The sequence below is a fragment of the Mariniflexile jejuense genome (assembly GCF_042675665.1).
Classification (GTDB): domain Bacteria; phylum Bacteroidota; class Bacteroidia; order Flavobacteriales; family Flavobacteriaceae; genus Mariniflexile; species Mariniflexile jejuense.
On the sequence record NZ_JBHTJI010000001.1, the window covers coordinates 82321 to 106051 of the forward strand.

General features: G+C 31.9%; 16 protein-coding genes and 1 CRISPR repeat array. Of the genes, 8 read left to right on the forward strand and 8 right to left on the reverse strand.

Going from position 1 to position 23731, the window contains the following annotated elements:
• Window positions 1–147 precede the first annotated feature (147 nt).
• Together cas9 and ACFQ1R_RS00350 are read left to right on the forward strand one after the other, a co-directional pair.
• Window positions 148–3525, forward strand: a complete 3378-nt coding sequence (gene cas9, locus ACFQ1R_RS00345) for a type II CRISPR RNA-guided endonuclease Cas9 (protein WP_379924085.1) — start codon at window positions 148–150, stop codon at window positions 3523–3525.
• A gap of 137 nt (window positions 3526–3662) precedes the next feature.
• Window positions 3663–3950: a GIY-YIG nuclease family protein gene (locus tag ACFQ1R_RS00350; protein ID WP_379924086.1), complete on the forward strand. Its 288-nt coding sequence runs from the start codon at window positions 3663–3665 to the stop codon at window positions 3948–3950.
• 174 nt (window positions 3951–4124) lie between these two features.
• A CRISPR array of direct repeats spans window positions 4125–6860; the repeat unit is 36 nt; unit sequence GTTGTGGTTTGATTAAAGATTAGAAAACACGATATT.
• A gap of 283 nt (window positions 6861–7143) precedes the next feature.
• Here the strand turns inward: ACFQ1R_RS00350 and cas2 are convergent.
• The gene (cas2, locus tag ACFQ1R_RS00355; RefSeq protein WP_379924087.1) at window positions 7144–7473 is read right to left on the reverse strand and encodes a CRISPR-associated endonuclease Cas2; all 330 of its coding nucleotides are present in this window, start codon (window positions 7471–7473) and stop codon (window positions 7144–7146) included.
• Window positions 7464–8348 carry a type II CRISPR-associated endonuclease Cas1 gene (cas1, locus tag ACFQ1R_RS00360; RefSeq protein ID WP_379924088.1) on the reverse strand — a complete coding sequence of 295 codons (885 nt, stop codon included), beginning with the start codon at window positions 8346–8348 and terminating at the stop codon, window positions 7464–7466. The genes cas2 and cas1 overlap by 10 nt, the downstream gene beginning before the upstream one ends.
• Window positions 8349–8603: 255 nt before the next feature.
• Between cas1 and ACFQ1R_RS00365 the strand changes: the two genes are divergently transcribed.
• The 3 genes from ACFQ1R_RS00365 to ACFQ1R_RS00375 all read left to right on the forward strand — a co-directional run bounded on the left by ACFQ1R_RS00365 (window position 8604) and on the right by ACFQ1R_RS00375 (window position 11640).
• Window positions 8604–10049: a dicarboxylate/amino acid:cation symporter gene (locus tag ACFQ1R_RS00365; RefSeq protein WP_379924089.1), complete on the forward strand. Its 1446-nt coding sequence runs from the start codon at window positions 8604–8606 to the stop codon at window positions 10047–10049.
• 134 nt (window positions 10050–10183) lie between these two features.
• Window positions 10184–11026 carry a sulfurtransferase gene (locus tag ACFQ1R_RS00370; RefSeq protein WP_379924090.1) on the forward strand — a complete coding sequence of 281 codons (843 nt, stop codon included), beginning with the start codon at window positions 10184–10186 and terminating at the stop codon, window positions 11024–11026.
• Complete coding sequence (locus tag ACFQ1R_RS00375) at window positions 11023–11640, forward strand: YiiX/YebB-like N1pC/P60 family cysteine hydrolase (protein WP_379924091.1); 618 nt, start codon at window positions 11023–11025, stop codon at window positions 11638–11640. Before ACFQ1R_RS00370 ends, ACFQ1R_RS00375 begins: the two co-directional genes overlap by 4 nt.
• 8 nt (window positions 11641–11648) lie before the next feature.
• On the opposite strand, the gene ACFQ1R_RS00380 is transcribed toward ACFQ1R_RS00375, so the two are convergent.
• The 4 genes from ACFQ1R_RS00380 to ACFQ1R_RS00395 form a co-directional block, all read right to left on the reverse strand.
• A complete protein-coding gene (locus ACFQ1R_RS00380; protein WP_379924092.1) occupies window positions 11649–12068 on the reverse strand; it encodes a thiol-disulfide oxidoreductase DCC family protein in 420 nt (139 codons plus the stop codon).
• On the reverse strand, window positions 12065–14230 hold the full coding sequence (locus tag ACFQ1R_RS00385; RefSeq protein ID WP_379924093.1) for an endonuclease MutS2: 2166 nt from the start codon (window positions 14228–14230) through the stop codon (window positions 12065–12067). Before ACFQ1R_RS00385 ends, ACFQ1R_RS00380 begins: the two co-directional genes overlap by 4 nt.
• Window positions 14231–14466: 236 nt before the next feature.
• The gene (miaE, locus tag ACFQ1R_RS00390; protein ID WP_379924094.1) at window positions 14467–15048 is read right to left on the reverse strand and encodes a tRNA-(ms[2]io[6]A)-hydroxylase; all 582 of its coding nucleotides are present in this window, start codon (window positions 15046–15048) and stop codon (window positions 14467–14469) included.
• 65 nt (window positions 15049–15113) lie between these two features.
• Window positions 15114–17651: a DUF559 domain-containing protein gene (locus ACFQ1R_RS00395; protein WP_379924095.1), complete on the reverse strand. Its 2538-nt coding sequence runs from the start codon at window positions 17649–17651 to the stop codon at window positions 15114–15116.
• Between the two features lie 83 nt (window positions 17652–17734).
• Between ACFQ1R_RS00395 and ACFQ1R_RS00400 the strand changes: the two genes are divergently transcribed.
• Genes ACFQ1R_RS00400 through ACFQ1R_RS00410 form a run of 3 tightly spaced genes read left to right on the forward strand, consistent with a single transcriptional unit; the run spans window position 17735 to window position 21596 of the window.
• Window positions 17735–19780: a M1 family metallopeptidase gene (locus ACFQ1R_RS00400; protein WP_379924096.1), complete on the forward strand. Its 2046-nt coding sequence runs from the start codon at window positions 17735–17737 to the stop codon at window positions 19778–19780.
• Window positions 19781–20683 (forward strand): patatin-like phospholipase family protein, encoded by a 903-nt coding sequence (locus ACFQ1R_RS00405; RefSeq protein ID WP_379924097.1) that lies wholly within the window; start codon window positions 19781–19783, stop codon window positions 20681–20683.
• Window position 20684: 1 nt separating this feature from the next.
• Window positions 20685–21596, forward strand: a complete 912-nt coding sequence (locus tag ACFQ1R_RS00410) for a patatin-like phospholipase family protein (RefSeq protein ID WP_379924098.1) — start codon at window positions 20685–20687, stop codon at window positions 21594–21596.
• A 1-nt stretch (window position 21597) separates the two neighbouring features.
• Here ACFQ1R_RS00410 and ACFQ1R_RS00415 read toward each other — a convergent pair whose 3' ends face one another.
• Together ACFQ1R_RS00415 and ACFQ1R_RS00420 are read right to left on the reverse strand one after the other, a co-directional pair.
• Window positions 21598–22119: a DUF7935 family protein gene (locus ACFQ1R_RS00415; protein WP_379924099.1), complete on the reverse strand. Its 522-nt coding sequence runs from the start codon at window positions 22117–22119 to the stop codon at window positions 21598–21600.
• 6 nt (window positions 22120–22125) lie between these two features.
• Window positions 22126–23697 (reverse strand): FMN-binding glutamate synthase family protein, encoded by a 1572-nt coding sequence (locus ACFQ1R_RS00420; protein ID WP_379924100.1) that lies wholly within the window; start codon window positions 23695–23697, stop codon window positions 22126–22128.
• Between the last annotated feature and the right edge of the window lie 34 nt (window positions 23698–23731).

Here is a 23731-nt window from a genome sequence, read left to right on the forward strand (position 1 = left end):
GGCATATAGCCTTATTGTGATAAGATTAAAGATTAGAAATTTTAATCTATTACAAATTTAATAAAAAGTTTTAATAAAAAAATACGTGTTTGTACGTATTTTTTTATTTTAGTAAGCGTATTATATTTATGGTTTAATATAAGATGCATGACAAAGATATTAGGATTAGATTTAGGAACCAACTCGATTGGTTGGGCATTAATTGATGAAGATAAAGATAAAATACTAGGCATAGGAAGTAGAATTTTTCCAATGGGTGTCGAGAATTTAGGAGAAGGTGAAGGAAGAGAAATGTCTAAAAATGCAGGAAGAACTGGAGCAAGAGGTGTAAGAAGACAATTTTTTAGAAGACGATTGAGAAAGAAAATATTGTTAAAAGCTCTTTCAGAGCATAAAATGTGTCCAATAGTTGCTTCTGATTTTGAAAATTGGAAAAAAACAAAAGAATTTCCTTCAGACAAATTAGCTAATTGGTTTGTCTTAAATCCTTATGAATTACGTCAAAAAGCTTTAAACGAAAAATTATCTTTAGAAGAAATTGGTAGAATTTTTTATCATTTAATTCAAAGACGAGGCTTTTTAAGTAATAGCAGAAAAGGTGGAGTAGATGATGGTACTATTTTTAAAGGAAATGCTAAAGAAGGAAAAATTGGTATTACAAAAACCCAAGAGAGTATTAAAGATAAAACCTTAGGTTCTTATTTATTTGAAATTTACCCAAAAGAGAATCAACCTTTTCAAGATGGTTTAGAACGAATTCGAAATAGATACACTACAAGACAAATGTATGTGGATGAATTTGAACTGATTTGGAATAAACAATCGCAATTTCATGCTGAACTTACTGAAGAATTAAAAACTCTTTTTGGTGGAAGAAAATTAGATGGATATAAAGAAAACGGCATTTTATTTCATCAACGTCCTTTGCGCTCACAAAAACATTTAGTCGGTAATTGTTCTTTTGAGCCAACAAAAACTAAGTGCCCAATAAGTGCTATTTCATTCGAACAGTTTAGAGTTTGGCAATGGGTTAATACAGTGGAGTATAACGGAAATAAAATTTCTCAAGAAGAGAAAGAGAAAATAGCAGACTTTCTTTACGCTAATGAAAAACCAGATTTTAAACGCCTTAGAAAGGTAATTGGGAAAGAAAGTGCTGAGTATAAGTTCAATTATAAAGACGATGATAAAATTGTTGGCACACATACCATTTCCAATTTATCAAATAAAAAATATTTTGGAAAAAAATGGTTCGAATTTTCAGAGAAAGAGCAAGAAGACATTTGGCATGTGTTGTATTTCTTTGATAGTAAATCCAATCTAAAAGAATATGCAATCAAGAATTGGAACTTTACAGAAGAACAAGCCGATTCAATTTCAAAATTCAATGTAAAAGATGGTTATTCTAATTTAAGTAGAAAAGCAATTTCAAATATTTTACCTTTTTTAAAACTAGGTTTCACTTATGATGTTGCAGTTGTACTTGGTGGAATCAAAAATACTTTTGGTTCAGATTGGGAAAAACTTTCAGATGAAAAAAGAAATTTTCTAATTGATAATATTGAAGGAATTGTTCGTTCAAAAACAAAAGGTGGTTTTGTTGATGTTATTAAAGATATTCTTCGGAATGATTATAATATTTCTGATAATCAATTAAGAAAATTATATCATCATTCAGCTACTATTGAAGCAACAGAATTATTAGAAAAATTACCTGTTGGAAAAGATGCAGATAAAGAAATTCAATCTATAAAAAACCCTATTGTAATTACAGCTTTATTTGAATTGCGAAAATTAGTCAATGAATTAATTGAAGACTACGGGAAAATTGATGAAATAAAAGTAGAAATGGCTCGTGATTTAAAGGTTTCTAAATCAGAACGATACAAAACACGCAGAAAACAACAAAGATTGGAAAAAGAAAATGATAGAATAAAACTTGAAGTTTTAAAGTATACTAATTTATCCCATGATAACATTCTTAAATTTAAGCTTTGGGAAGAATGTAAACAAACTTGTCCTTATACTGGTTTATCAATACCAATAAATGAATTATTTACAAACAAATGGCAAATTGAACATATTCATCCTTGGAGTAAATCATTAAATGATAGTTTTTCTAACAAAACCCTTTGTTTAGGAACTGAAAATATTAAAAAAGGAAATAAAACACCATTTGAATTTTATGGTGGTGATGAAGCCAATTGGTCTGCAATCAAAGAAAGAGCATTAAAATTATTTTCCTTTACAAAGGAATATCCTGATTCTTACAAGAAATTTCAGCGATTTGTAAAACAAAAGTTTGATGACGATTTTTCTTCTCGTCAATTAAACGATACACGATATATAAGTAAAGAAGCAAAAAACTACTTGTCTAAAGTTTGCAAAAATGTAATGGTTTCCCCAGGACAAGCTACTTCAAGTTTAAGACAAAAATGGGGTTTAAATCATATTTTAAATGATGAAAATGCTAAATCTCGTGAAGACCATCGTCATCATGCTATTGATGCGTTGGTTATGGCATGTACTAAACTTTCTTATGTTCAAGAATTATCAAGATGGAATAGATATAGAAAAACACATGAGATGAAAAACTTTCCATTGCCTTGGGAAACATTTCATTATGATGCAGAAAAAGCTGTTGAAAGAATATTGATTTCTCATAAAAAAGTATCCAATGATATAACAGTTAGAACAAAAACAGTTGAAAAAAATGGCAAAAAGCATACTAATTTAGGTGTAGCTGCTCGAGGGCAATTGCACAAAGAAACCGTTTATGGGAAACGAACGTTTAATAGTGAAGAAGCTTTTCATGTACGTAAACCAATAGAATCTTTGCAAACGGTTAAACAAATTGATAAAGTGGTTGATGAAACTATTAGGTTGTTAATTTTAAAACGCATACAGGTATTAGGAGGCTTTCAAAAAGATAAGATACCAAATAATACTTTTTTTGTAGTTGATGAAAACGGAGTTAAACAACCACAAATCTTTTTACCAAATAAAAATGGTGAGCCAGTACCTGTTTTAAAAGTCAGAATGAAAGAGAATATTGGAGGTGCTGAAAAACTAAAATCAAACGTTAATCAATGGGTGAATCCAAGAAATAATCACCATGTATTAATTTATAAAGACGAAAAAGGTAATCTTAATGAAGAAGTGGTTACCTTTTGGACTGTTGTAGAACGCAAAAGAACTGGACAAACTGTTTATCAATTGCCAATTGATGGTAAAGAAATAATTACAACACTACATATTAACGATATGTTTCTATTAGGTATAAATGAAGATGAAATTAATTGGGAAAATCCTGATTATGATATTTTGAAAGCGCATTTGTATAGAGTACAGAAACTTTCGTCAAAGTTTTACGAATTTAGATTGGCTTCAGAAGCAGCAATTCAAAATAATTTTCAGCCTTTTTATATAAGAATTCAAAGTTTTGGCGAAGGAAAAACAGGTTGGTTTACCTTTAACCCCATAAAAGTTAAAATATCAGTTTCTGGAAAAATTCAAAAGGCATGATTTGTCATTCCGACGCAGGAGGAATCACATCATACATTTATTATGTTATTTCTCCCCGTGGTCGAAATAACAATTGTTTCATAAAATAATTATATATTATAGATTTTAACGAAAATGAAGGCAGACATACTTATTATGTGTACATTATAACAAACCCATACAGAACCACCTTTTATATTGGTGTAACCAATAATTTAGCAGAGCGTTTACAACAACATCATGATAATATTGAAAATGGCAAAAAAACTTTTGCAGCCAAATACAATTTGCAGCATTTGGTATATTATGAAAAGTTTACTTGGATACAGAATGCTATTGCAAGAGAAAAAAAGTTAAAAGGCTGGCGGAGAGATAAGAAATTACATTTAATTCGTGTTTTTAACGAAAATTTTGAATTTTTAGAAGCACAGTTTTTAAAAAATTGAGTTTATTTTTGTCATTCCGACGCACGAGGAATCGCATAAAGAAGCTAACCCAAAGTTATCAGATTCCTCCTTTCGTCGGAATGACAAAACACCGTTCATTGACATACACTTTGTAGTCTTAAGCAACCAAACCACAACGGGAAATCTTCCCGATTTTCTACCAACGGATTTTCCGTTGTGGTTTGATTAAAGATTAGAAAACACGATATTTATACCAGCTAAACCGATTAAAGATTTTTTGTTGTGGTTTGATTAAAGATTAGAAAACACGATATTCCCAACTGGCAAAAATTTGTATTTGCGTGTGTTGTGGTTTGATTAAAGATTAGAAAACACGATATTGATAGAATAGAAATAAACAATGAAAAAGTAGTTGTGGTTTGATTAAAGATTAGAAAACACGATATTCAAGATTAAAAACGTTCCCGCCCATGTCTAGTTGTGGTTTGATTAAAGATTAGAAAACACGATATTTTTAAATATGCCGATTAAAGCAATGATTATGTTGTGGTTTGATTAAAGATTAGAAAACACGATATTTTATTAAAGCAATGGATTGACGATGGTCATGTTGTGGTTTGATTAAAGATTAGAAAACACGATATTTCCCCAACAGTAGTTAAATGTGTGGTAAAAGTTGTGGTTTGATTAAAGATTAGAAAACACGATATTTATTAAACAAAGTCCTTGAAAGTCATAAAGTTGTGGTTTGATTAAAGATTAGAAAACACGATATTCCATGTTCCAAAATTTCCACTTCCCCATAGGTTGTGGTTTGATTAAAGATTAGAAAACACGATATTTTATTAAATGATTATGATGTTACCTTAGAGGTTGTGGTTTGATTAAAGATTAGAAAACACGATATTTGCGATATTGTTTTGGTCGCTGGTTTTCAAGTTGTGGTTTGATTAAAGATTAGAAAACACGATATTAATGTCTAGTTTGTCATTGTTGGATTATAAGTTGTGGTTTGATTAAAGATTAGAAAACACGATATTTTAATTATGAAAGCAATCGAAAGGTTAATAGTTGTGGTTTGATTAAAGATTAGAAAACACGATATTCTCAAGCTCTGGATAGTCAAACCCCGTTGTGTTGTGGTTTGATTAAAGATTAGAAAACACGATATTATTTTTGCGCGGATGCTTTTAAATTGGCTTGTTGTGGTTTGATTAAAGATTAGAAAACACGATATTGCAGTAGCTGTAGGCGCTACGTTTGCCCTGTTGTGGTTTGATTAAAGATTAGAAAACACGATATTCCTAAGCCCTGTATCGTGGTCGCCTCGTTTGTTGTGGTTTGATTAAAGATTAGAAAACACGATATTATAAGAAGCAAAGAAAAATCTATGCTAAACGTTGTGGTTTGATTAAAGATTAGAAAACACGATATTGCTAATGTGTTGCTTTATGTATCACCCATTGTTGTGGTTTGATTAAAGATTAGAAAACACGATATTTTCCACTATAACAAGCCTCTTCCTTATGAGTTGTGGTTTGATTAAAGATTAGAAAACACGATATTAGAATAGAGAAGCAACCAACTTGCTCACATGTTGTGGTTTGATTAAAGATTAGAAAACACGATATTCAAACCAATCTTCACTTCGTTGGGTAACATGTTGTGGTTTGATTAAAGATTAGAAAACACGATATTAAAGAAGAGCCTAAGCCAGTAAGCGCGGGCGTTGTGGTTTGATTAAAGATTAGAAAACACGATATTAGACAGCACGTTTATAACAATAGACGACACGTTGTGGTTTGATTAAAGATTAGAAAACACGATATTATTGTTGCATATTCAAAAGATGCCTTTCTGGTTGTGGTTTGATTAAAGATTAGAAAACACGATATTGAATTGGATAAATACAACAAACTTAAACTTGTTGTGGTTTGATTAAAGATTAGAAAACACGATATTAGAAACCTACATAAGCGATTTACTTTATAGTTGTGGTTTGATTAAAGATTAGAAAACACGATATTTCATACAACAATTATTCGTCGCGCGGTGATGTTGTGGTTTGATTAAAGATTAGAAAACACGATATTGGTGACCGTTTTTCATGGGTGAAACTTTTTGTTGTGGTTTGATTAAAGATTAGAAAACACGATATTACTTAATTTTTCATTGTTTTGAACGCAATTGTTGTGGTTTGATTAAAGATTAGAAAACACGATATTGACGTATCTCATTGATATCAAAGTCTGGTGGTTGTGGTTTGATTAAAGATTAGAAAACACGATATTGCTAACGTGTTGCTTTATGTATCACCTATTGTTGTGGTTTGATTAAAGATTAGAAAACACGATATTGATAAAAAAATAAAATACCGCGAGCAACGCGTTGTGGTTTGATTAAAGATTAGAAAACACGATATTAACCACCTATTACTTGGTCGCCAGTGCCTGGTTGTGGTTTGATTAAAGATTAGAAAACACGATATTGTATTATTAATTGGCACAACTACATTAGGGGTTGTGGTTTGATTAAAGATTAGAAAACACGATATTATATTCTGGAAACAATTTTGGCGGTGGTGGTTGTGGTTTGATTAAAGATTAGAAAACACGATATTCTAAACCAATTTTTAACCGAAATTCGTCAGGTTGTGGTTTGATTAAAGATTAGAAAACACGATATTCCCAACTGGTAAGAATTTGTATTTGAGGGTGTTGTGGTTTGATTAAAGATTAGAAAACACGATATTAAAAACAACGCCACCCCGCGCCACCCCACTGTTGTGGTTTGATTAAAGATTAGAAAACACGATATTAGAATCAATCATTTAATTATAGAGTATTTGTTGTGGTTTGATTAAAGATTAGAAAACACGATATTAACACTATGGAGCCCGATTTTTCAAGAGGCGTTGTGGTTTGATTAAAGATTAGAAAACACGATATTAGTTGGTTTGTTACCTTCTAATATACAAATGATTAAGTTAAAATATCGTATAAAAAAATGCTTCTTTTTTGCAGTGATAGAGCAAGATTGAGGCATTTTTTTTATTGTGATTTATAAGTACAGCCATTTACTTTAACATGAGTTAGATATAAATATAGTAATTGAATAGTTAGTAAAGTGCTGTTAATTAGTTTTTTGTTATATCAAAATAGCGAAGCATAAGCCACGAGATTTCTCATTTGAGTGGGATTCCTCCTTTCATCGGAATGACAAAAATGGGTAACTAAAATAATTCTAATTGTGTAGGTTGTGGTTCTTTGGGTACTTCGGCACGTCCCCAAAAGTTCATGATATTACCAAATTGCTTATCAGTTATTCGTAATACACTAACTTTTCCTAAAGGAGGTAAAAGTTTTTTTATACGCTTTTCGTGTACATCGGCACTTTCACTGCTAGCACAATGCCTCATGTAAACAGAGTATTGCATCATACTAAACCCATCTTTCATGATGTTTTTTCTAAAGGCAGCTGCATTTTTACGGTCTTTAGCCGTATCGGTTGGTAGATCAAAAAAAACAAATAACCACATAATTCTATAACCATTTAATTCCATAGTTTTGGATATTTTATTTTTTTTCGCGTACCACCATAGCATTGCTGTAAAGAACTTGCTGTTTTTTGAAGTGCAACCATCAACGGACTTTTTTCTTCTTTAAAGAATACGGTTCGGGTAAGTATTTGTAATAATATCGATTTTATTTCTGTATTCAATTCTTCATCATCATAGTGTTGCATAATCTCTATAACAGCTTCATCTACAATGGGTCTAAATGGTTCCATAATATCATCAGCTAATGCAAAAGCATTGTATTTACTTTTGTGGTGTATTCCTAAAGTGTTTAACAAACCACTACCTGATAATGCTCTAGCTGTTGCTGCTCGTAAAATGGCATAACCATAATTTAAAAAATTATTTGGGTAATTCCCATTTCGTTCTCTTTTAAACTCAAAGTCAAATATTGCTTTCCAATAAAAATTGGCAGCAACGCCTTCCATATTGCTAGTATCTCCACTTAAAACTTTACTCGCTAAATATTCAAATTTATTGCTGGTTTTAATTGTTTTCTTTAGTAAAATTCCTTGATTTTTTATTTTTTCGATTATTGTTTGTTGCCATAATTGTTTTTTAAGTGGCGCACTTGCTTCTATTTGATTTTTAAAGAGTTCTTGTTGTATGTGATGACTATTTAAATTTAAAAACATGCCATTTGGTAAGTGTACATTATTACAAATAATAACTGCAACATTATTTTCAACTAATAAGTTAAAGGCTGTCATACTAGTGTAAACCTCGGGATTGTCAATAACCAAAAAGCCAATATCTTCTATGGGTATACTTGCTTCTCTCTCATCAGTTTTAATAACTAACTGTGAGTTTTTTGTAGTTACTTTACATTTGTTTTCTATAAGAATACTTCTTTTTATCATAATTAAAATTTCACATAAAGTAATTAATAACAACTATTTAAGTAAGTTTTATCTTTAAATTGTAAAAATAAACGACAAAGTAGGTCTTTTTATGATTATTAAATGTTTTAAAAAACATCATATTCATTACATTTTTTTCAAGTAAATAATCTAATTGGTGTTATTTATACATTCTTTAATTTCCTTATCTTGCTTCAAAATTCAATAATCAATTAAAAAACAATGCCTCTTCTATAAAGAGGTTAGTAAAGGCTTATGAAAAAACTCGCACTACACTGGAAAATAATAATAGGAATGATACTTGGTATTGTTTGGGCTTTACTGTCTAGTACCTTAGGTTGGAGTGCGTTTACCATTAATTGGATCGATCCGTTTGGTACTATTTTTATCAATTTATTAAAACTAATAGCAGTTCCTTTAGTATTGTTTTCTATTATTGGTGGTGTTGCCAATATTGGCGACCCATCTAGTTTAGGGCGTATGGGTGGTAAAACCTTGGGTATTTATTTGCTTACTACGGTTATGGCTATTTCTTTAGGTTTGGTGTTGGTAAATACCATACAACCTGGGCGTTTAATAGATTATGATACAAGGTTAGATAACCGGCTTAGTTATGAAATTTGGGCAGCATCTGAAGGGCACGAGGTTAAAGATGGTCACAGCTATTTAAACGACCCCGCGTATGCTGAACGTGTTAAAAAAGTATCGGCATTATCAACAGCAAAAATAGATGCGTCTATAGTATCGGATAAACTAGCCAAAGCTGAAAATCAACAAAACGTTTCGCCTTTGCAACCCTTAATAGATATTGTGCCAGAGAATTTTTTCGCGTCACTTTCCAACAATGGATTAATGCTACAAATTATCTTTTTTGCCTTATTTTTTGGCGTATGTTTATTATACATTCCCAACGAAAAAGCACAACCCGTTTTAAAGTTAGTAGATGGTATTAATGAGGTGTTTTTAAAAATGGTAGACTTGGTTATGCAAGCGGCACCATTTTTTGTATTTGCTTTATTAGCTGGTGTAGTTAGTAAAATGGCGGGAGATGATGTTGGTAAAGTAGTAGAAATTTTTAAAGGTTTAAGTTGGTATTCGCTTACTGTTTTGGTTGGTTTGTTATTAATGATTTTTGTTATTTACCCAACAATTTTAAAACTGTTTGTAAAGAAAATATCATATATAGGCTTTTTTAAAGCGGTGAGTCCTGCGCAAACTTTGGCGTTTTCAACATCTAGTAGTGCAGCTACATTACCTGTTACTATGGAATGTGTAGAGCAAAATTTAGGCGTGAATAAAAAAATAAGCAGTTTTGTATTGCCTATTGGTGCAACAGTAAATATGGATGGTACCAGTTTGTACCAAGCAGTAGCTGTTATTTTTTTAGCACAAATGCATATGGCTAATTTAAGTTTAGAGCAACAATTAATAATTGTAGTTACAACCACATTGGCGTCTATTGGGTCGGCAGCAGTGCCAAGTGCAGGTTTGGTAATGCTAATAGTGGTATTAAATTCTGTAGGTTTAAATCCTGTTTGGATTGCTATTATTTTTCCTGTAGACCGTATTTTAGATATGTTTAGAACGGTGGTGAATGTTACAGGCGATACCGTAGTGTGTAGTATTATTGCCGATGGTGAAAATATGCTCGATTACAAAGGTACTAAAAACCCAACCGAAACGTTCGATTTGGATTCTTAAATAGATTTAAGTATCTAGTCGAGCGCACACGAGACCTTTTTTTAGCCTCTCTTATGTTTGGTAAGTTTTGATAATGTTCAACCATACAGGAGAGTTTAATATAATTTTTTGTGTTGCATTAAAATCACTTTATCATGACTAAAATTACATTATCACAACCCTTAGTATCTGTACATTGGCTTCATGACCATATTAATGCCAAAAATCTTATTGTTTTAGATGGTACAATTAACAAAGTGTTTGATGAAAAGCAGTTTCAAATTCCTAATACACGCTTATTTGATATAAAAAATAAGTTTAGTGATGTATCGGCACCATTTCCTTCAACTTTCCCATCAGAAACACAATTTCAAGAATCGGCACACGAATTAGGTATTACTAACGATAGTACTATTGTGGTGTATGATGATAAAGGAATATATTCCAGCGCTCGTGTTTGGTGGTTGTTTAAAGCCTTTGGATTTGATAACGTGGCGGTTTTAGATGGTGGTTTTCCTGAATGGAAAAAAGCAGGGTTTTCAACTGAAAAGATGAAACTTTATACAGGTGAATCTGGTAATTTTGAAGCAAAACTTAAACCAGAATTAATAGTGTTTTTTGATGCTATGACTATGGCTTCAAAAACGAAAAGTCATACCATTATTGATGCACGTTCAGAAGGTCGATTTAAAAGTTTAGAACCCGAACCAAGAGTTGGATTACGCATGGGAACCATTCCAAATTCTGTAAACTTACCGTTTGAAGATTTACTTAAAGCTAATCAGTTTCTTTGTAAAGAAGCCATAGCAGCAAAGTTTCAAGTATTAGCAAAAAAAGAAGAACCAATTATTTTTTCTTGTGGATCTGGTATTACAGCGTGTGTGTTGGCTTTAGGTGCAACTATATCTGGTTACAATAATATTTCGGTTTATGATGGTTCTTGGACAGAATGGGGTAGTTTGGTACCAGAAGAAAATAACCAAAATAATATAAGATGAAATACAGTTTGTGCTTTCTGTTGCTTGTATTTGGTTTAAAAACCCATTCACAACGCATAGCATTAAAAAATGGTGATTTAATGTTTCAATCGATTAATTGTGGTCCGCTTTGTGATGCTATAAATCAAGTTACCGAAGGTTATAGAGGTCTTGATTTTAATCATATGGGTATGGTTGTTATAAAAGACAACAACGTATATGTTTTGGAAGCTAGTGGCAGTGAAGTAAAGCTTACTAACTATGATGATTTTGTAAAAAAAACGAATTTGCCACTATATGTTGGCAGATTAAAAAAACGCTATCAAGCTTTAATACCCAAAGCCATTACCTTTGGTTTGCAGCAATTGGGTAAACCTTATGATGAAGCCTATATATACGATAATGGAAAGTATTATTGTTCTGAGCTAATATATGATTGCTTTTTGGAAGCCAACGGCACACCATTGTTTAAATTATACCCTATGACTTATAAATCGCCAGGTGCTGATATTTATTTTGAAGTTTGGGAATCGTATTTTAAAGCACTAGGTATGGATGTTCCTGAGGGCGAATTAGGTTGTAACCCAGGAGGCATTTCAAAATCAAGAAAACTCAAGATGTTGGGTGAAATTTAGACTGAAATTTAGTTTAAAAACTTACTTTTTAGTTCGGGTGTTGGAATCCAACACGATTCTTTCTTGCCAAACCATTTGTAGCGATTTTTAGCAATATAATCATACACCCAATTTCTAATAAATGGTGGTATGATTAAAAACACGGTCATTATATTTTGAGGAAAACCTAAATGACGCGCAATTTGTAATGCTGCTGTAGATTTTGATGTAATTCCTTTTTCGGGCGTGTATAACAAAATTGAATCAGTTTTTGCCGTATCAATATTGTGTTTTTTAATAATTTCTAAACCCGCATCACTTTGTAAGGCCGTAAAAAGAAACACGTTATTTTTATCATGTTGAATAACATATTGGACTGATGAGTTACAAAGATTGCAAACACCGTCAAATAAAATTAGTTTTTTGTTGTTTGAGATGTTGTTTGTCATTTTTTTGCTTCAACTAGTTCTAGTTCGTCTATGCTTACATTAGTCGTAAAGATACCATAATTAACAACAGCTTTATTCTTTTCAATTTTATCAATGCTACCAATAGCACGACCATCGTTCATGCGTACTCTATCACCAACTTTCAAAATGGCTTTGGGTTTTGGTTTTTCAATAGCTTTTATTTTGGCTTCTTTTTTCTTTTCACGAATAACGGTTACAACTTTTTCTACTTCTTGTTTAACCTGCTTTTCTTTAGCTTTAATAACCTTTTTTTCTTTAGGTGTAACTTTTATGCGTTTTGAATTTTCAATTTGAACTAATTTGAAAAGTTCGTCTATTAAGGCTTTCTTTTGTTTGTTGTTGAAATATTTATCGGCTAAATCATCAACTTTTTGTCCTAAATAAATAAGACGTTGGTTGCTATCATACAATTCTTGATAACTTTCTAATTTCTTTTGAATTTTAGCATTTATTTCTTCAAGTTTATCAGCTTCTTGAATTTTTTTCTTTTCGTTTAGTTTTAAAGATTCGCCTGTTTTTTCAAGCTTTGATCGTTCTTTTTGAAGTTTTGCTATGGTAGCATCAAAACGTACTTTACTGCGCTCAATCTTCTTTTTAGCACGGTTAATTAACCCAAAAGGAATGCCATTTTTTTGTGCCACCTCAAACGTAAAACTACTTCCGGCTTGCCCAATAACGAGTTTGTACATGGGTTCTAGTGTTTTTTCATCAAACAACATGTTGGCATTGAGCATAAAAGGCAACTCATTTGCCAATATTTTTAAATTGGAATAATGGGTTGTGATAATACCAAATGCTTCACGATGGTAAAATTCTTCTAAAAAAGTTTCTGCCAAAGCACCACCAAGTTCTGGATCACTTCCTGTTCCAAATTCATCAATTAAAAACAGCGTATTGTTGTTACACTTCTTCAAGAAATAATTCATTTGTTTTAAGCGGTAACTATACGTACTTAGATGATTTTCAATAGATTGATTGTCGCCAATATCGCTTAAAACCCTATCAAATAAACATACACTACTACGCTCGTGCACAGGAATTAGCATACCACTTTGCAGCATAACTTGCAATAAACCTACTGTTTTTAATGTGATACTTTTTCCACCGGCATTTGGACCAGAAATAACAATAATACGGCTATCTGGCTTTAATTCAATGGTTTGTGGAAATGTTTTGGCTTTCTTTTTTAAGTTGTTTAAGTAGAGTAATGGGTGATAAGCATCGCGTAAATACATGCTTTTATCTTTTGAAATATTAGGCAAAATAGCATTCATGGATTGTGCGTATTTTGCTTTCGCAGATATAACATCCATTGCTATTAAAAACGACTGATATTTTTCTAAAAGTGGTGAAAACGGGCGTATAAAATTGGTAAGTTCTTTTAAAATACGAACTACTTCTTCGTTTTCTTCAAACTCTAAATTATTTAACTCTCTAGAATATTTTAGGGTCGTTTCCGGTTCCATGTATACAATACTTCCGGTTTTACTACTTCCCATTATAGAACCACTTACTTTACGCCTGTACATGGCTTTAACAGCCAAAACACGTCTGTTTTCTACAACACTTTCACGAATATCATCTAAATATTCAAGTCCGTGATACATATTTAAAGCAGATGCAAAACTTTGGTTTATTTGCCCTTTTACTTTGTTTATAGATTGTCGTAAATCGAAAAGTAGGTTAGAGGCATTATCTTTAATATCACCAAAACGATCAACAACGGCATCAATTTTTTCTATGATGACTTTGGTGACTTCAATATTTGAAGCAAATTCGTTAAGGTTTGGGTAATAGGTTTCAAACTTTTTTAGAAACGTAACAATATCATTTGAAGTTGATGATATGGAAACAATTTTCTTTAAACTTTGAACTTCTAAATAGGTGTTCTCTATACGTAATAGTTTGATTTCTTTAGTGATAGCATCAAATCCGTGATTAGGAATGCGATTATCATTATGAAAAGATGATACATATTCATTAGTTAAATTTAAACTAACTAATAGTGTTTCGGTGGTTTTGTAAGGTTCAATTTGTAAGGCTTTTTCAGTACCTAAAATGGTAATGCAATGTTCGCTTACTTGCTGTAAAACCGTTTGAAACTCTAAATCTTGTAAGGTCTTTTCGTGAATGTGAATCATTCTGAATTTTTATGCTCTTAAAATTAAAAAAGCAAAGTTAATCATTCTGTTTTATTGAGTGAACGTTTAATTTACATAAGGCATGTATTTCTGAAAAATGTTAATTAACAGTGTGTTTAAATTATTTAACACAATGCTAACATTTTAAAATGAATTTGTAACTACCTTGTTATCAACATCAATCAAGCCTCGAACAGTTTAAACTCAACTATTTTTAGTTGAGTTTTTTTGTTTGTTTACCCATGTATGGTTTCGCTTTTACCGTAGTTTTTAATTACTTCACTTTCAAATTCCACTAAAGCGTTCCAGCGTTTATCAACATCAACACCTTTACCATATTTTCTAGCAAAATTAATAAACGTTGTATAATGGCCTGCTTCACTAATCATTAAATCATGATAAAATTTAGAAAGTTCAGGATCGTTAATTTCTTTTGAAAGTAGTTTAAAACGTTCGCAACTTCTGGCTTCAATCATAGCAGAAAACAACAGTCTGTCTACCATGCGTTGCAGTCTGTTTCCACCGTTATTCATAAATTTATAAAGTTCGTTAACGTAACTATCTTTACGTTCTCTACCTAATTTGTAACCGCGCTTTTTAATAATATCGTGCACCATTTGAAAGTGTTCTAGTTCTTCTTTAGCAAGTTCTAGCAAATCGGTAACCAAATCAGGATATTCGGAATTAAGTGTAATTATAGAAATGGCATTTGTAGCAGCTTTTTGTTCACACCACGCATGGTCTGTAAGTATTTCTTCAATATTAGACTCTACAATATTTACCCATCTTGGATCGGTTTCTAGTTTTAAATGAAGCATTTGATAATTAAAAATTAAGATTTAAAAATAATAATAACATACAAGTTACAAAGGTTGTTGTTAAATTAAGAAATGTAATTCCAAATATTTTTATACTTGCTTAAGGCTTTGTAAGTATCCAAAACGACTTTGTTATCAAGATTGGATAGTTTTGGGTCGTCTTTTAGTAGTTTTTTTGCATAAAATCGCGCACTTTGTAAAATGTCTTTATCTTTGATTATGTCTGCAATTTTAAGGTTTAATACGCCACTTTGTTGAGTTCCCATAATATCTCCAGGACCGCGAAGTTTTAAATCGACTTCAGCAATTTCAAAGCCATCACTGGTTCTAACCATGGTTTGCAAACGGGTTTTACTATCGTTGCTTAGTTTGTTACCTGTCATTAATATACAATAACTTTGTTCTGCACCACGACCAACACGACCGCGTAATTGATGGAGTTGCGATAAGCCAAAACGTTCGGCACTTTCAATAATCATAACTGAAGCATTTGGTACATTAACACCTACTTCAATAACCGTTGTAGCAACCATAATGTGTGTTTCGCCTTTTATAAAGCGTTGCATTTCAAAATCTTTATCGGCAGGTTTCATTTTGCCATGTACTATAGAAATTTGATATTCTGGCATAGGGAAGTCTCTTGAAATACTTTCGTAGCCATCCATCAAATCTTTATAATCCAAAGCTTCACTTTCTTGAATAAGCGGATATACAATATAAATTTGTCGTCCTTTTTTTATTTCATCTCTAATAAATTTAAAAACATTTAATCGGTTTTTATCATACCTATGAACCGTTTTAATTGGTTTTCTTCCAGCAGGTAATTCGTCAATAACCGAGATATCCAAATCGCCATAAACTGACATAGCTAAAGTACGAGGAATAGGTGTAGCCGTCATAACTAGAACATGTGGTGGAATAGGAGCCCCACCAACCTCCCCAGAAGGGAGGCTTTTCAATCTGTTCGTAATATGTTGTAAGACGTTATCAATATCTCCAATTATTTCCTCATTTTTAAATCGAATTACATGAAAACCAATTTCGGTGAGTATTTGGGTTCGCAATCCATCTGCTTCTTTTTGTTCATCGGTGTTGTGATAACCACCATCAACTTCAATAATTAGATTTTTTTCTAGACAAACAAAGTCGACTATAAATTCATCAATAATATGTTGTCTTCTAAACTTGAAATCAAGGTTTTTATTACGCAAATTTTCCCATAAAATTTGTTCTGCTTGCGTACTATTTTTTTTGTTTTCTAATTGTAATTCTTTAATCAAGTTGTATGTTGATGGTCTTGCCGTCATATATTTTTTTCGTACTGATTTGGCTTCCTCCCAATGGGAGGATTGAGGAGGGCCTTTATGCCATAATTTACTGCGTTGTGCAACTCCAAAACGGTGTTGTTCATCTATAATAGCTAAGCCTAAATTTTTAAATTTTACCTTATCTTCAAGTAGGGCATGTGTACCAACAAGTATCTGCAATTCACCAGTTTCTAAAGCATTATGGATTTTTTTTCGTTCTGAAGTTTTACTTGAACCAGTTAGTATTTTTATACTGATATTCAACTCATTGCAGTATTCTAATAAACCGTTATAGTGTTGAACTGACAAAATTTCAGTCGGAGCCATTAAACACGCTTGAAAACCGTTGTCAAGTGCCATTAACATTGACATAAACGCTACTATAGTCTTTCCAGAACCCACATCGCCTTGCAACAACCGATTCATTTGGGCATTGCTACCTAAATCGGCTCTAATTTCTTTAATAACCCGCTTCTGTGCATTGGTTAATTCAAAGGGTAAATGGTTGTTGAAAAAGGTTGTAAAGTAATCGCCAACATGTTCAAAAGGAAAGCCTTTAATTTTTGATTTATGAATTAAATTTTTAATGATAAGTTGCAACTGGATATAGAAAAATTCTTCAAATTTTAACCGAAATTGTGCTTTCGCTAACAGTTCCTGACTTTTAGGAAAATGTACATTAAATAGTGCTTCACTTTTAGAAACTAACTTAAGCTCATAACGTATATTTTCAGAAAGCGTTTCTAAAAAACGACCACCCGTTTCAAGAAACAATTGTTGCATAATTTGAATAATCACACGGTTTGTAACGCCTTTATTTGAAAGTTTTTCTGTTGAAGGGTAAATAGGTTGCATGGCAGAGCGCAAATTTTTTTCGTGTTCTTGTAGTAATTCAAGTTCCGGATGTGGCATACTAAACTTTCCACCAAACAAATTTGTTTTGCCAAAAATAACATAGTTGGTGTTTAATTTTAAATTGTCGCGAATCCATTTTTGACCGCGAAACCAAACCAATTCCATACTACCAGTGTCATCTTGAAATGTTGCAACTAAGCGTTTTCCTTGTTTTTGAGCAATTTCTTTAAATTCAACAATTTTACCAATTACTTGTATATCGGCATTACTTTGTTGCAGTTGGTTAATTTTGTAATACTGTGTTCTGTCAATATATCTATTTGGAAATAAGTTGATTAAATCTTGATAAGTATGAATACCTAACTCCTTGCGCAATAAATCGGCTCTATTTGGGCCAACGCCTTTTAAGTAATCTATGGGAGTTTGCAGATTGGTAATCATAGAAAACGAATTTAAGGCATTTCTAGCAATTCAAAAAATAGAAAAATTACGTATTTTGGCTAGAAGTTTACTACACTTAAAATATGAATCGTTTTTTGTTTTTCTTATTATATTTATTTGCATTTAACTCAGTTGCTCAACAAACTGGTTATGTAGATTTTAAAACAGTAAAAGCACTACTTTCTTTAGTTCCTGAAAAGCAAACAGTTAAAGGGTTTGTAACTTATGAATTTAAAATATTAAAACCAGTTGATTCCATTTTTATTGATGCTATTAATATGGAATTTCAAAATATTTATTTAAATGAAACTGAAATTTCATATTTAAATGATGGTAAAAAACTTTGGTTAAAATATGATTTTAAAAACGATGCCATTTATAATTTAAAGTTTAATTACATAGCAGTTCCTAAAAAAGCCATGTATTTTATTGATTGGGATTTTGAAGAAGGAAATAAACAAATCTGGACGCAAGGTCAAGGAAAATACACAAGCAATTGGCTGCCAAGTATTGATGATATGAATGATAAAATTGAATTTGATTTAAGTATTGAATTTGATAAAAATTATGAAGTAATAGCCAACGGAAAACTAATCGATAAACAAACAAGCAATACTACAATAACCTGGCATTACGATATGCAACAACCTATGGCTAGTTACCTTGTGGCTTTAGCTATTGGGAAATATGATAAAAAAACAGAATTTTCAAAAAGCGGCATTCCTTTAGAAATGTATTTTTATCCAGAAGATGCTTCAAAATTTGAACCGACATACAGATATACAGAACAACTATTCAATTTTTTAGAAGAAGAAATAGGTGTTCCATATCCATGGCAAAATTATAAACAAGTACCTGTTAAAGATTTTTTATACGCAGGTATGGAAAATACAAGTACCACTATTTTTTCAGATAGTTTTGTGATAGACTCTATAGCTTTTGTAGATAAAAATTATGTAAACGTAAACGCTCACGAATTAGCACACCAATGGTTTGGCGATTTGGTAACCGAAACCTCTGGCTCACACCATTGGCTTCAAGAGGGTTTTGCAACGTATTACGCTTTATTAGCTGAAAAAGATGTTTTTGGAGATGATTATTACTATTGGCAGTTATTTGATTATGCACAAGAACTTTTAGAACAAGACAAAACAGAGCAAAGTACATCATTATTAGATCCTAAATCTAGCAGTACCACGTTTTACAAAAAAGGAGCTTGGGTTTTACATATGCTACGCGAGCAAGTAGGCGATAAAGCTTTTAAAACGGCAGTAAAAAACTATTTGTTAAAACATCAATTTAAAAATGTTGAGACTGATGATTTTATTAGTGAAGTTGAAAAGGCGAGTGGGCAGGATTTGGGTGAATTTGTAAAAATATGGTTAGAAAGCAAGTCGTTTTTATATGAAAATTGCATAAATTCATTAACCAAAAGTTCAAAAGAAATATCACAAATGTTTGAATTGGATGAAGAGTTAAAGTTTTCATCATTCTCTATCGAGGATGGTTTAAATCGTTATTGGGATAAAGCAAAAAGTTCTAGAGTCCGAGCTTATTTGTTATTAAAAAACGAAATAAATAGTTCGCATAGCAGCATAATCAAAAAGGCTTTTGCTTCAAAAGATATTAAAATACGGCAGGCTCTCGCTCAAAATTTACAACAAATATCATCTGATTTTAAGGAAAGTTATGAATTACTTTTAAATGATCCATCATATACAACCATAGAATCTGCCTTGTATAACTTATGCGTTAATTTTCCCGGAATAAGATTAAAATATCTTTCTAAAACAAAAGACATTCAAGGGTTTAACAATAAAAATATAAGAATGCTATGGATTGCTTTGTTGTTAAATACACAAGAAGGCGAAGATTTGAATGCACAAGAGTTCTTGAACGAATTAATAAGTTATACAAGTCCGAAGTATGATTCTGAAACAAGACAAACGGCCTTTTCTTATTTAGCCGCAATGCATGTGTTTACTGAAACCGTAATCGTTAATCTTATAAACGCCACAAAGCATCATAATTGGCAATTTAAGGCTTCATCTAAAGAATTATTAGATTTTTTAAAACAAGATGAAAAATACAAGAATTTAATAACTAAATTAGAAGAAAAACCAAACTAAATGAAAGCATTGGTAATTTCTGGTGGTGGTAGTAAAGGTGCTTTTGCAGGTGGTGTTGCACAATATCTTATAGAAGCATTAAAGCGCGATTACCAATTGTATATAGGCACATCTACAGGTAGTTTGTTAACATCACATTTAGCGCTTCAAAAAATTGATAAAATAAAGAATGTTTACACCAGCGTTACTAACGATAGTATTTTTGATGTCTGTCCGTTTGTTGTGAAGCAAAAACATGGTAGTCAAAACATTGCTATCAATCACATAAGTGTTATGTTTAATTTTTTACGAGGCAGTAAAACCTTCGGCGAAAGTCATAATTTAAAGAAGTTAATTGAAGAAACCTTAACAGTTGAAGAATTTAATGAATTGAAACAATCATCAAAAGATGTTGTAGTAACGGTATCAAATTTGTCGCTAAACCAAGTAGAGTATAAAAGCATAAAAGACTTTGGTTATGAAGAGTTTGTAGAGTGGATATGGATTTCATGCAATTACACACCATTCATGACATTGGTTAAGAAAAATGGTTGTGAGTATGCCGATGGCGGTTTAGGAAATATGGTACCTATTGAAGAAGCTATAAATAGAGGTGCAACCGAAGTTGATGCTATTATTTTACAAACAGAAGCTAATCAATTAAATAGATTGCCTTCAAGAAATCCGTTTTCATTACTAACAAACATGTTTACCTTTATGCTCGATAGAATTGAATCTCAAAACATACGCATTGGTAAATTCACAGCAAGCCATAACGATGCCATTATAAATTTTTATTTTGCACCAACGGTTTTAACCACAAATTCGCTTATTTTTAATAAAGAAAAAATGACAGAATGGTGGCAAAGTGGCTATAACTTTGCTAAATTTAAAAACCAAGAAATTAGTCAATTAGAAACGTAATATGCGGGCATTAGTAATATCGGGTGGAGGCAGTAAAGGCGCATATGCTGGAGGCGTTGCAGAATATTTAATTAAAGAAAAAGGACATCAATACGATTTGTTTGTAGGAACATCAACAGGCAGTTTGTTAGTGCCTCACATTGCAGCTGGTAAAATAGATAAGATTTACGATGTGTTTACCGATGTGAAGCAAAGTAACATTTTTAGTGTAAACCCGTTTAGAGTTCGTAAAAAAGGCGATAGAGAATTTGTATCTATAAATTTTTTAAACTCATTATGGCAATTCATTAAAATGAAACGCACCTTTGGTGAAAGTAAAAATTTAAAACGCTATTTAAAAAAACACTTTACAGAAGACGAATATAATTTTATTAGAGAAACTAAAGAAGATGTGGTTGTAACTGTATCAAATTTATCTCAAAATAGAGTAGAGTATAAGTCTATAAAAGATTTTTCGTATGAAGAATTTTGTGAATGGATTTGGATTTCTTGTAACTACATTCCATTCATGTCTTTAGCAAAAGTTAATGGTTTTGAATATGCCGATGGCGCATTTGGTTGCGTAGTGCCTATTCGTGAAGCCATTCAGCGTGGTGCAACCGAAATTGATGCTGTGGTTTTAGAATCTGAAAACATGGAATATATGAAGGTTTTAGGTAAAAATCCGTTTTCATTGATGCTAAATTTATTCGGTCATTTATTAGATCAAGTAGAGCGAAGCGATATCCTTATCGGAAAATTAGCTGCAAAAAATAAAGATGTAAAGCTTAATTTATACTATACACCTTCAAAACTAACCGAAAACTCATTAATTTTCAATAAAAAATTAATGGTTTCTTGGTGGCAACAAGGGTTTGAATATGCTAAAAATAAAGATAAAGAAGCCATGTCAAACGAATTGCGAATGGGTTAAACTATAAGATTTCAGAAATCTCTTCTTTTAAAAACGATAGCGCAGCATCACTTGGCGACCTGTGTTCCATCATTTCGGTTAAAACCACTTCTCTAAGCTTGTTTGCAGAATCGGTTTTTTCTAGTAAACTCGCTTTTCTAATCAATTGAATGGTAGCATTTTTAGCAGCATTTATAATGCTCCAACACTTTTCACTTATATAGATTTGTTGCGATAAATTGTGTTCAAATTCTTGTTCAATATTTTGTATAAGTAAAGACTCGTAAGTATCTTTATTTGAATCTATTGGCGATACTCGTATGAGTAATTTTGAAGGTGTAATGCGTTCTAAAAACAACGCCATACGTTCATAGGCTTGTAAGCGGGTAGGTAATGCTGTTACTTGTAATTCTTTTTTTAGTAGAAAACGTCTTCTGCCATCTTCATTTTTAGTATGTTCTTTAAAAAAATAGTAAGCTATAAGTCCTGTTATTAATGAAGGAATAGCGAATAAAAATAGGTCAATAATTCTATCTGGGTTCATAATTTTTTAGCTAATTTGACTTTTGTTTTTAGTAAAATTTCCACCCAAATATAAGCAATCTTTTAAATCTTGCATACTAGTAAAAGGCACAGGTGTTTTCTCATACATATATGTTTTATTTAATTCTTTTGATAAATTGTGATCATCAACATTAATTTCAACATCACTCATTTTAAATTGGCATGGGTGTTCATAACCAGCTGCATGGGTAATTTCGATAAATTCCTTTCTAAAGGTTTTAAAATATTGTGCTAATCGTTCCGATTTTAAAGTTGGGTCTATACCATTTTGTAGCCATTTGCTTTGTGTAGCTACACCACTAGGGCAACGGTTTGTATGGCATATTTGTGCTTGTATACAACCAATACTCATCATCGCTTCACGGGCAACGTTAATACAATCTGCACCCATTGCAAAAGCCATAGCAGCTTTGGCAGGAAACCCAAGTTTACCACTACCAATAAAAACAATACGTTCGCTTAAACCTTTTTTCTGAAATAATTTATACAAATCACTAAAACCATAAACCCAGGGTAATGACACGTGGTCTGCAAAACTTGGTGGTGCTGCACCTGTACCACCTTCACCGCCATCAACGGTAATAAAATCTGGTCCTTTACCAGTTTTTACCATGATATCTGCCAATTCTTCCCATTGTTCCAATTTACCAATTGCGGCTTTTATACCAACAGGCAAGCCAGTAGCTTCTGCAATTTTTTCAATAAAATCAACCATTTCTGGTACGTTAGAAAAAGCTTTATGATTTGGTGGCGATAATACATCTTTACCAATTTCAACACCTCTTATGTTTGCCAACTCTTTTGTTATTTTAGCTCCAGGTAATACGCCTCCTTTTCCTGGTTTTGCACCTTGCGATAGTTTTATTTCAATAGCACGTATAAACGGATTAGCTTCAACTAAAGCAATTAGTTTTTCCATTGAAAATCCACCATCTTTAGCACGAACACCAAAGTAACCTGTTCCGAAATGAAAAATAACATCACCTCCGTTGCTATGATAAGGAGACAAGCCACCTTCACCCGTATTATGGTAAGCACCGGCAATTTTAACACCTTTGTTTAATGATTCTACAGCTTTTGCGGAAAGTGAACCAAAACTCATAGCAGATACATTAATTACCGAAGCAGGTCTGAACGGTTTTTTGCGTTTATGGTATGCACCCATTACTTTAGCACATGGTAAAAATGTTTTATCAATACTATTTGGATGCTTTTCATCAATTTGATATGGCATCATCGCATTATTTATAAAAATATGATGGTGTTCATAAATATCTCTATCAGTTCCAAAACCTTCGTAATTATTTTCTTTTTTCGCCGAAGCATAAATCCAACCACGCTCTATACGGTTAAAAGGTAATTCTTCTCTATTATTTGCTACCAAATATTGCCTTAATTCTGGACCAATTTTTTCTAACATATAGCGTAAGTGTCCAACAATAGGGAAGTTATGGCTTATAGTATGTGCTTTTTGAATAAAAACATCTCTTATGGCTACTAGAACCAATACAATTAAAATCCAGCCCCACCAGGTTATATTCGATAAAAAATCTAGCATATTGTTTTGTGTATAGTTAATGAGTGATAAATAT

Excerpts from the sequence above, each read along its gene's own strand:
- cas9 (WP_379924085.1), top strand. The coding sequence starts at position 148 with ATGACAAAGATATTAGGATTAGATTTAGGAACCAACTCGATTGGTTGG.
- cas2 (WP_379924087.1), bottom strand. The coding sequence starts at position 7,473 with ATGGAATTAAATGGTTATAGAATTATGTGGTTATTTGTTTTTTTTGAT.
- cas1 (WP_379924088.1), bottom strand. The coding sequence starts at position 8,348 with ATGATAAAAAGAAGTATTCTTATAGAAAACAAATGTAAAGTAACTACA.
- ACFQ1R_RS00365 (WP_379924089.1), top strand. The coding sequence starts at position 8,604 with ATGAAAAAACTCGCACTACACTGGAAAATAATAATAGGAATGATACTT.
- ACFQ1R_RS00370 (WP_379924090.1), top strand. The coding sequence starts at position 10,184 with ATGACTAAAATTACATTATCACAACCCTTAGTATCTGTACATTGGCTT.
- ACFQ1R_RS00375 (WP_379924091.1), top strand. The coding sequence starts at position 11,023 with ATGAAATACAGTTTGTGCTTTCTGTTGCTTGTATTTGGTTTAAAAACC.
- ACFQ1R_RS00380 (WP_379924092.1), bottom strand. The coding sequence starts at position 12,068 with ATGACAAACAACATCTCAAACAACAAAAAACTAATTTTATTTGACGGT.
- ACFQ1R_RS00385 (WP_379924093.1), bottom strand. The coding sequence starts at position 14,230 with ATGATTCACATTCACGAAAAGACCTTACAAGATTTAGAGTTTCAAACG.
- miaE (WP_379924094.1), bottom strand. The coding sequence starts at position 15,048 with ATGCTTCATTTAAAACTAGAAACCGATCCAAGATGGGTAAATATTGTA.
- ACFQ1R_RS00395 (WP_379924095.1), bottom strand. The coding sequence starts at position 17,651 with ATGATTACCAATCTGCAAACTCCCATAGATTACTTAAAAGGCGTTGGC.
- ACFQ1R_RS00400 (WP_379924096.1), top strand. The coding sequence starts at position 17,735 with ATGAATCGTTTTTTGTTTTTCTTATTATATTTATTTGCATTTAACTCA.
- ACFQ1R_RS00405 (WP_379924097.1), top strand. The coding sequence starts at position 19,781 with ATGAAAGCATTGGTAATTTCTGGTGGTGGTAGTAAAGGTGCTTTTGCA.
- ACFQ1R_RS00410 (WP_379924098.1), top strand. The coding sequence starts at position 20,685 with ATGCGGGCATTAGTAATATCGGGTGGAGGCAGTAAAGGCGCATATGCT.
- ACFQ1R_RS00415 (WP_379924099.1), bottom strand. The coding sequence starts at position 22,119 with ATGAACCCAGATAGAATTATTGACCTATTTTTATTCGCTATTCCTTCA.
- ACFQ1R_RS00420 (WP_379924100.1), bottom strand. The coding sequence starts at position 23,697 with ATGCTAGATTTTTTATCGAATATAACCTGGTGGGGCTGGATTTTAATT.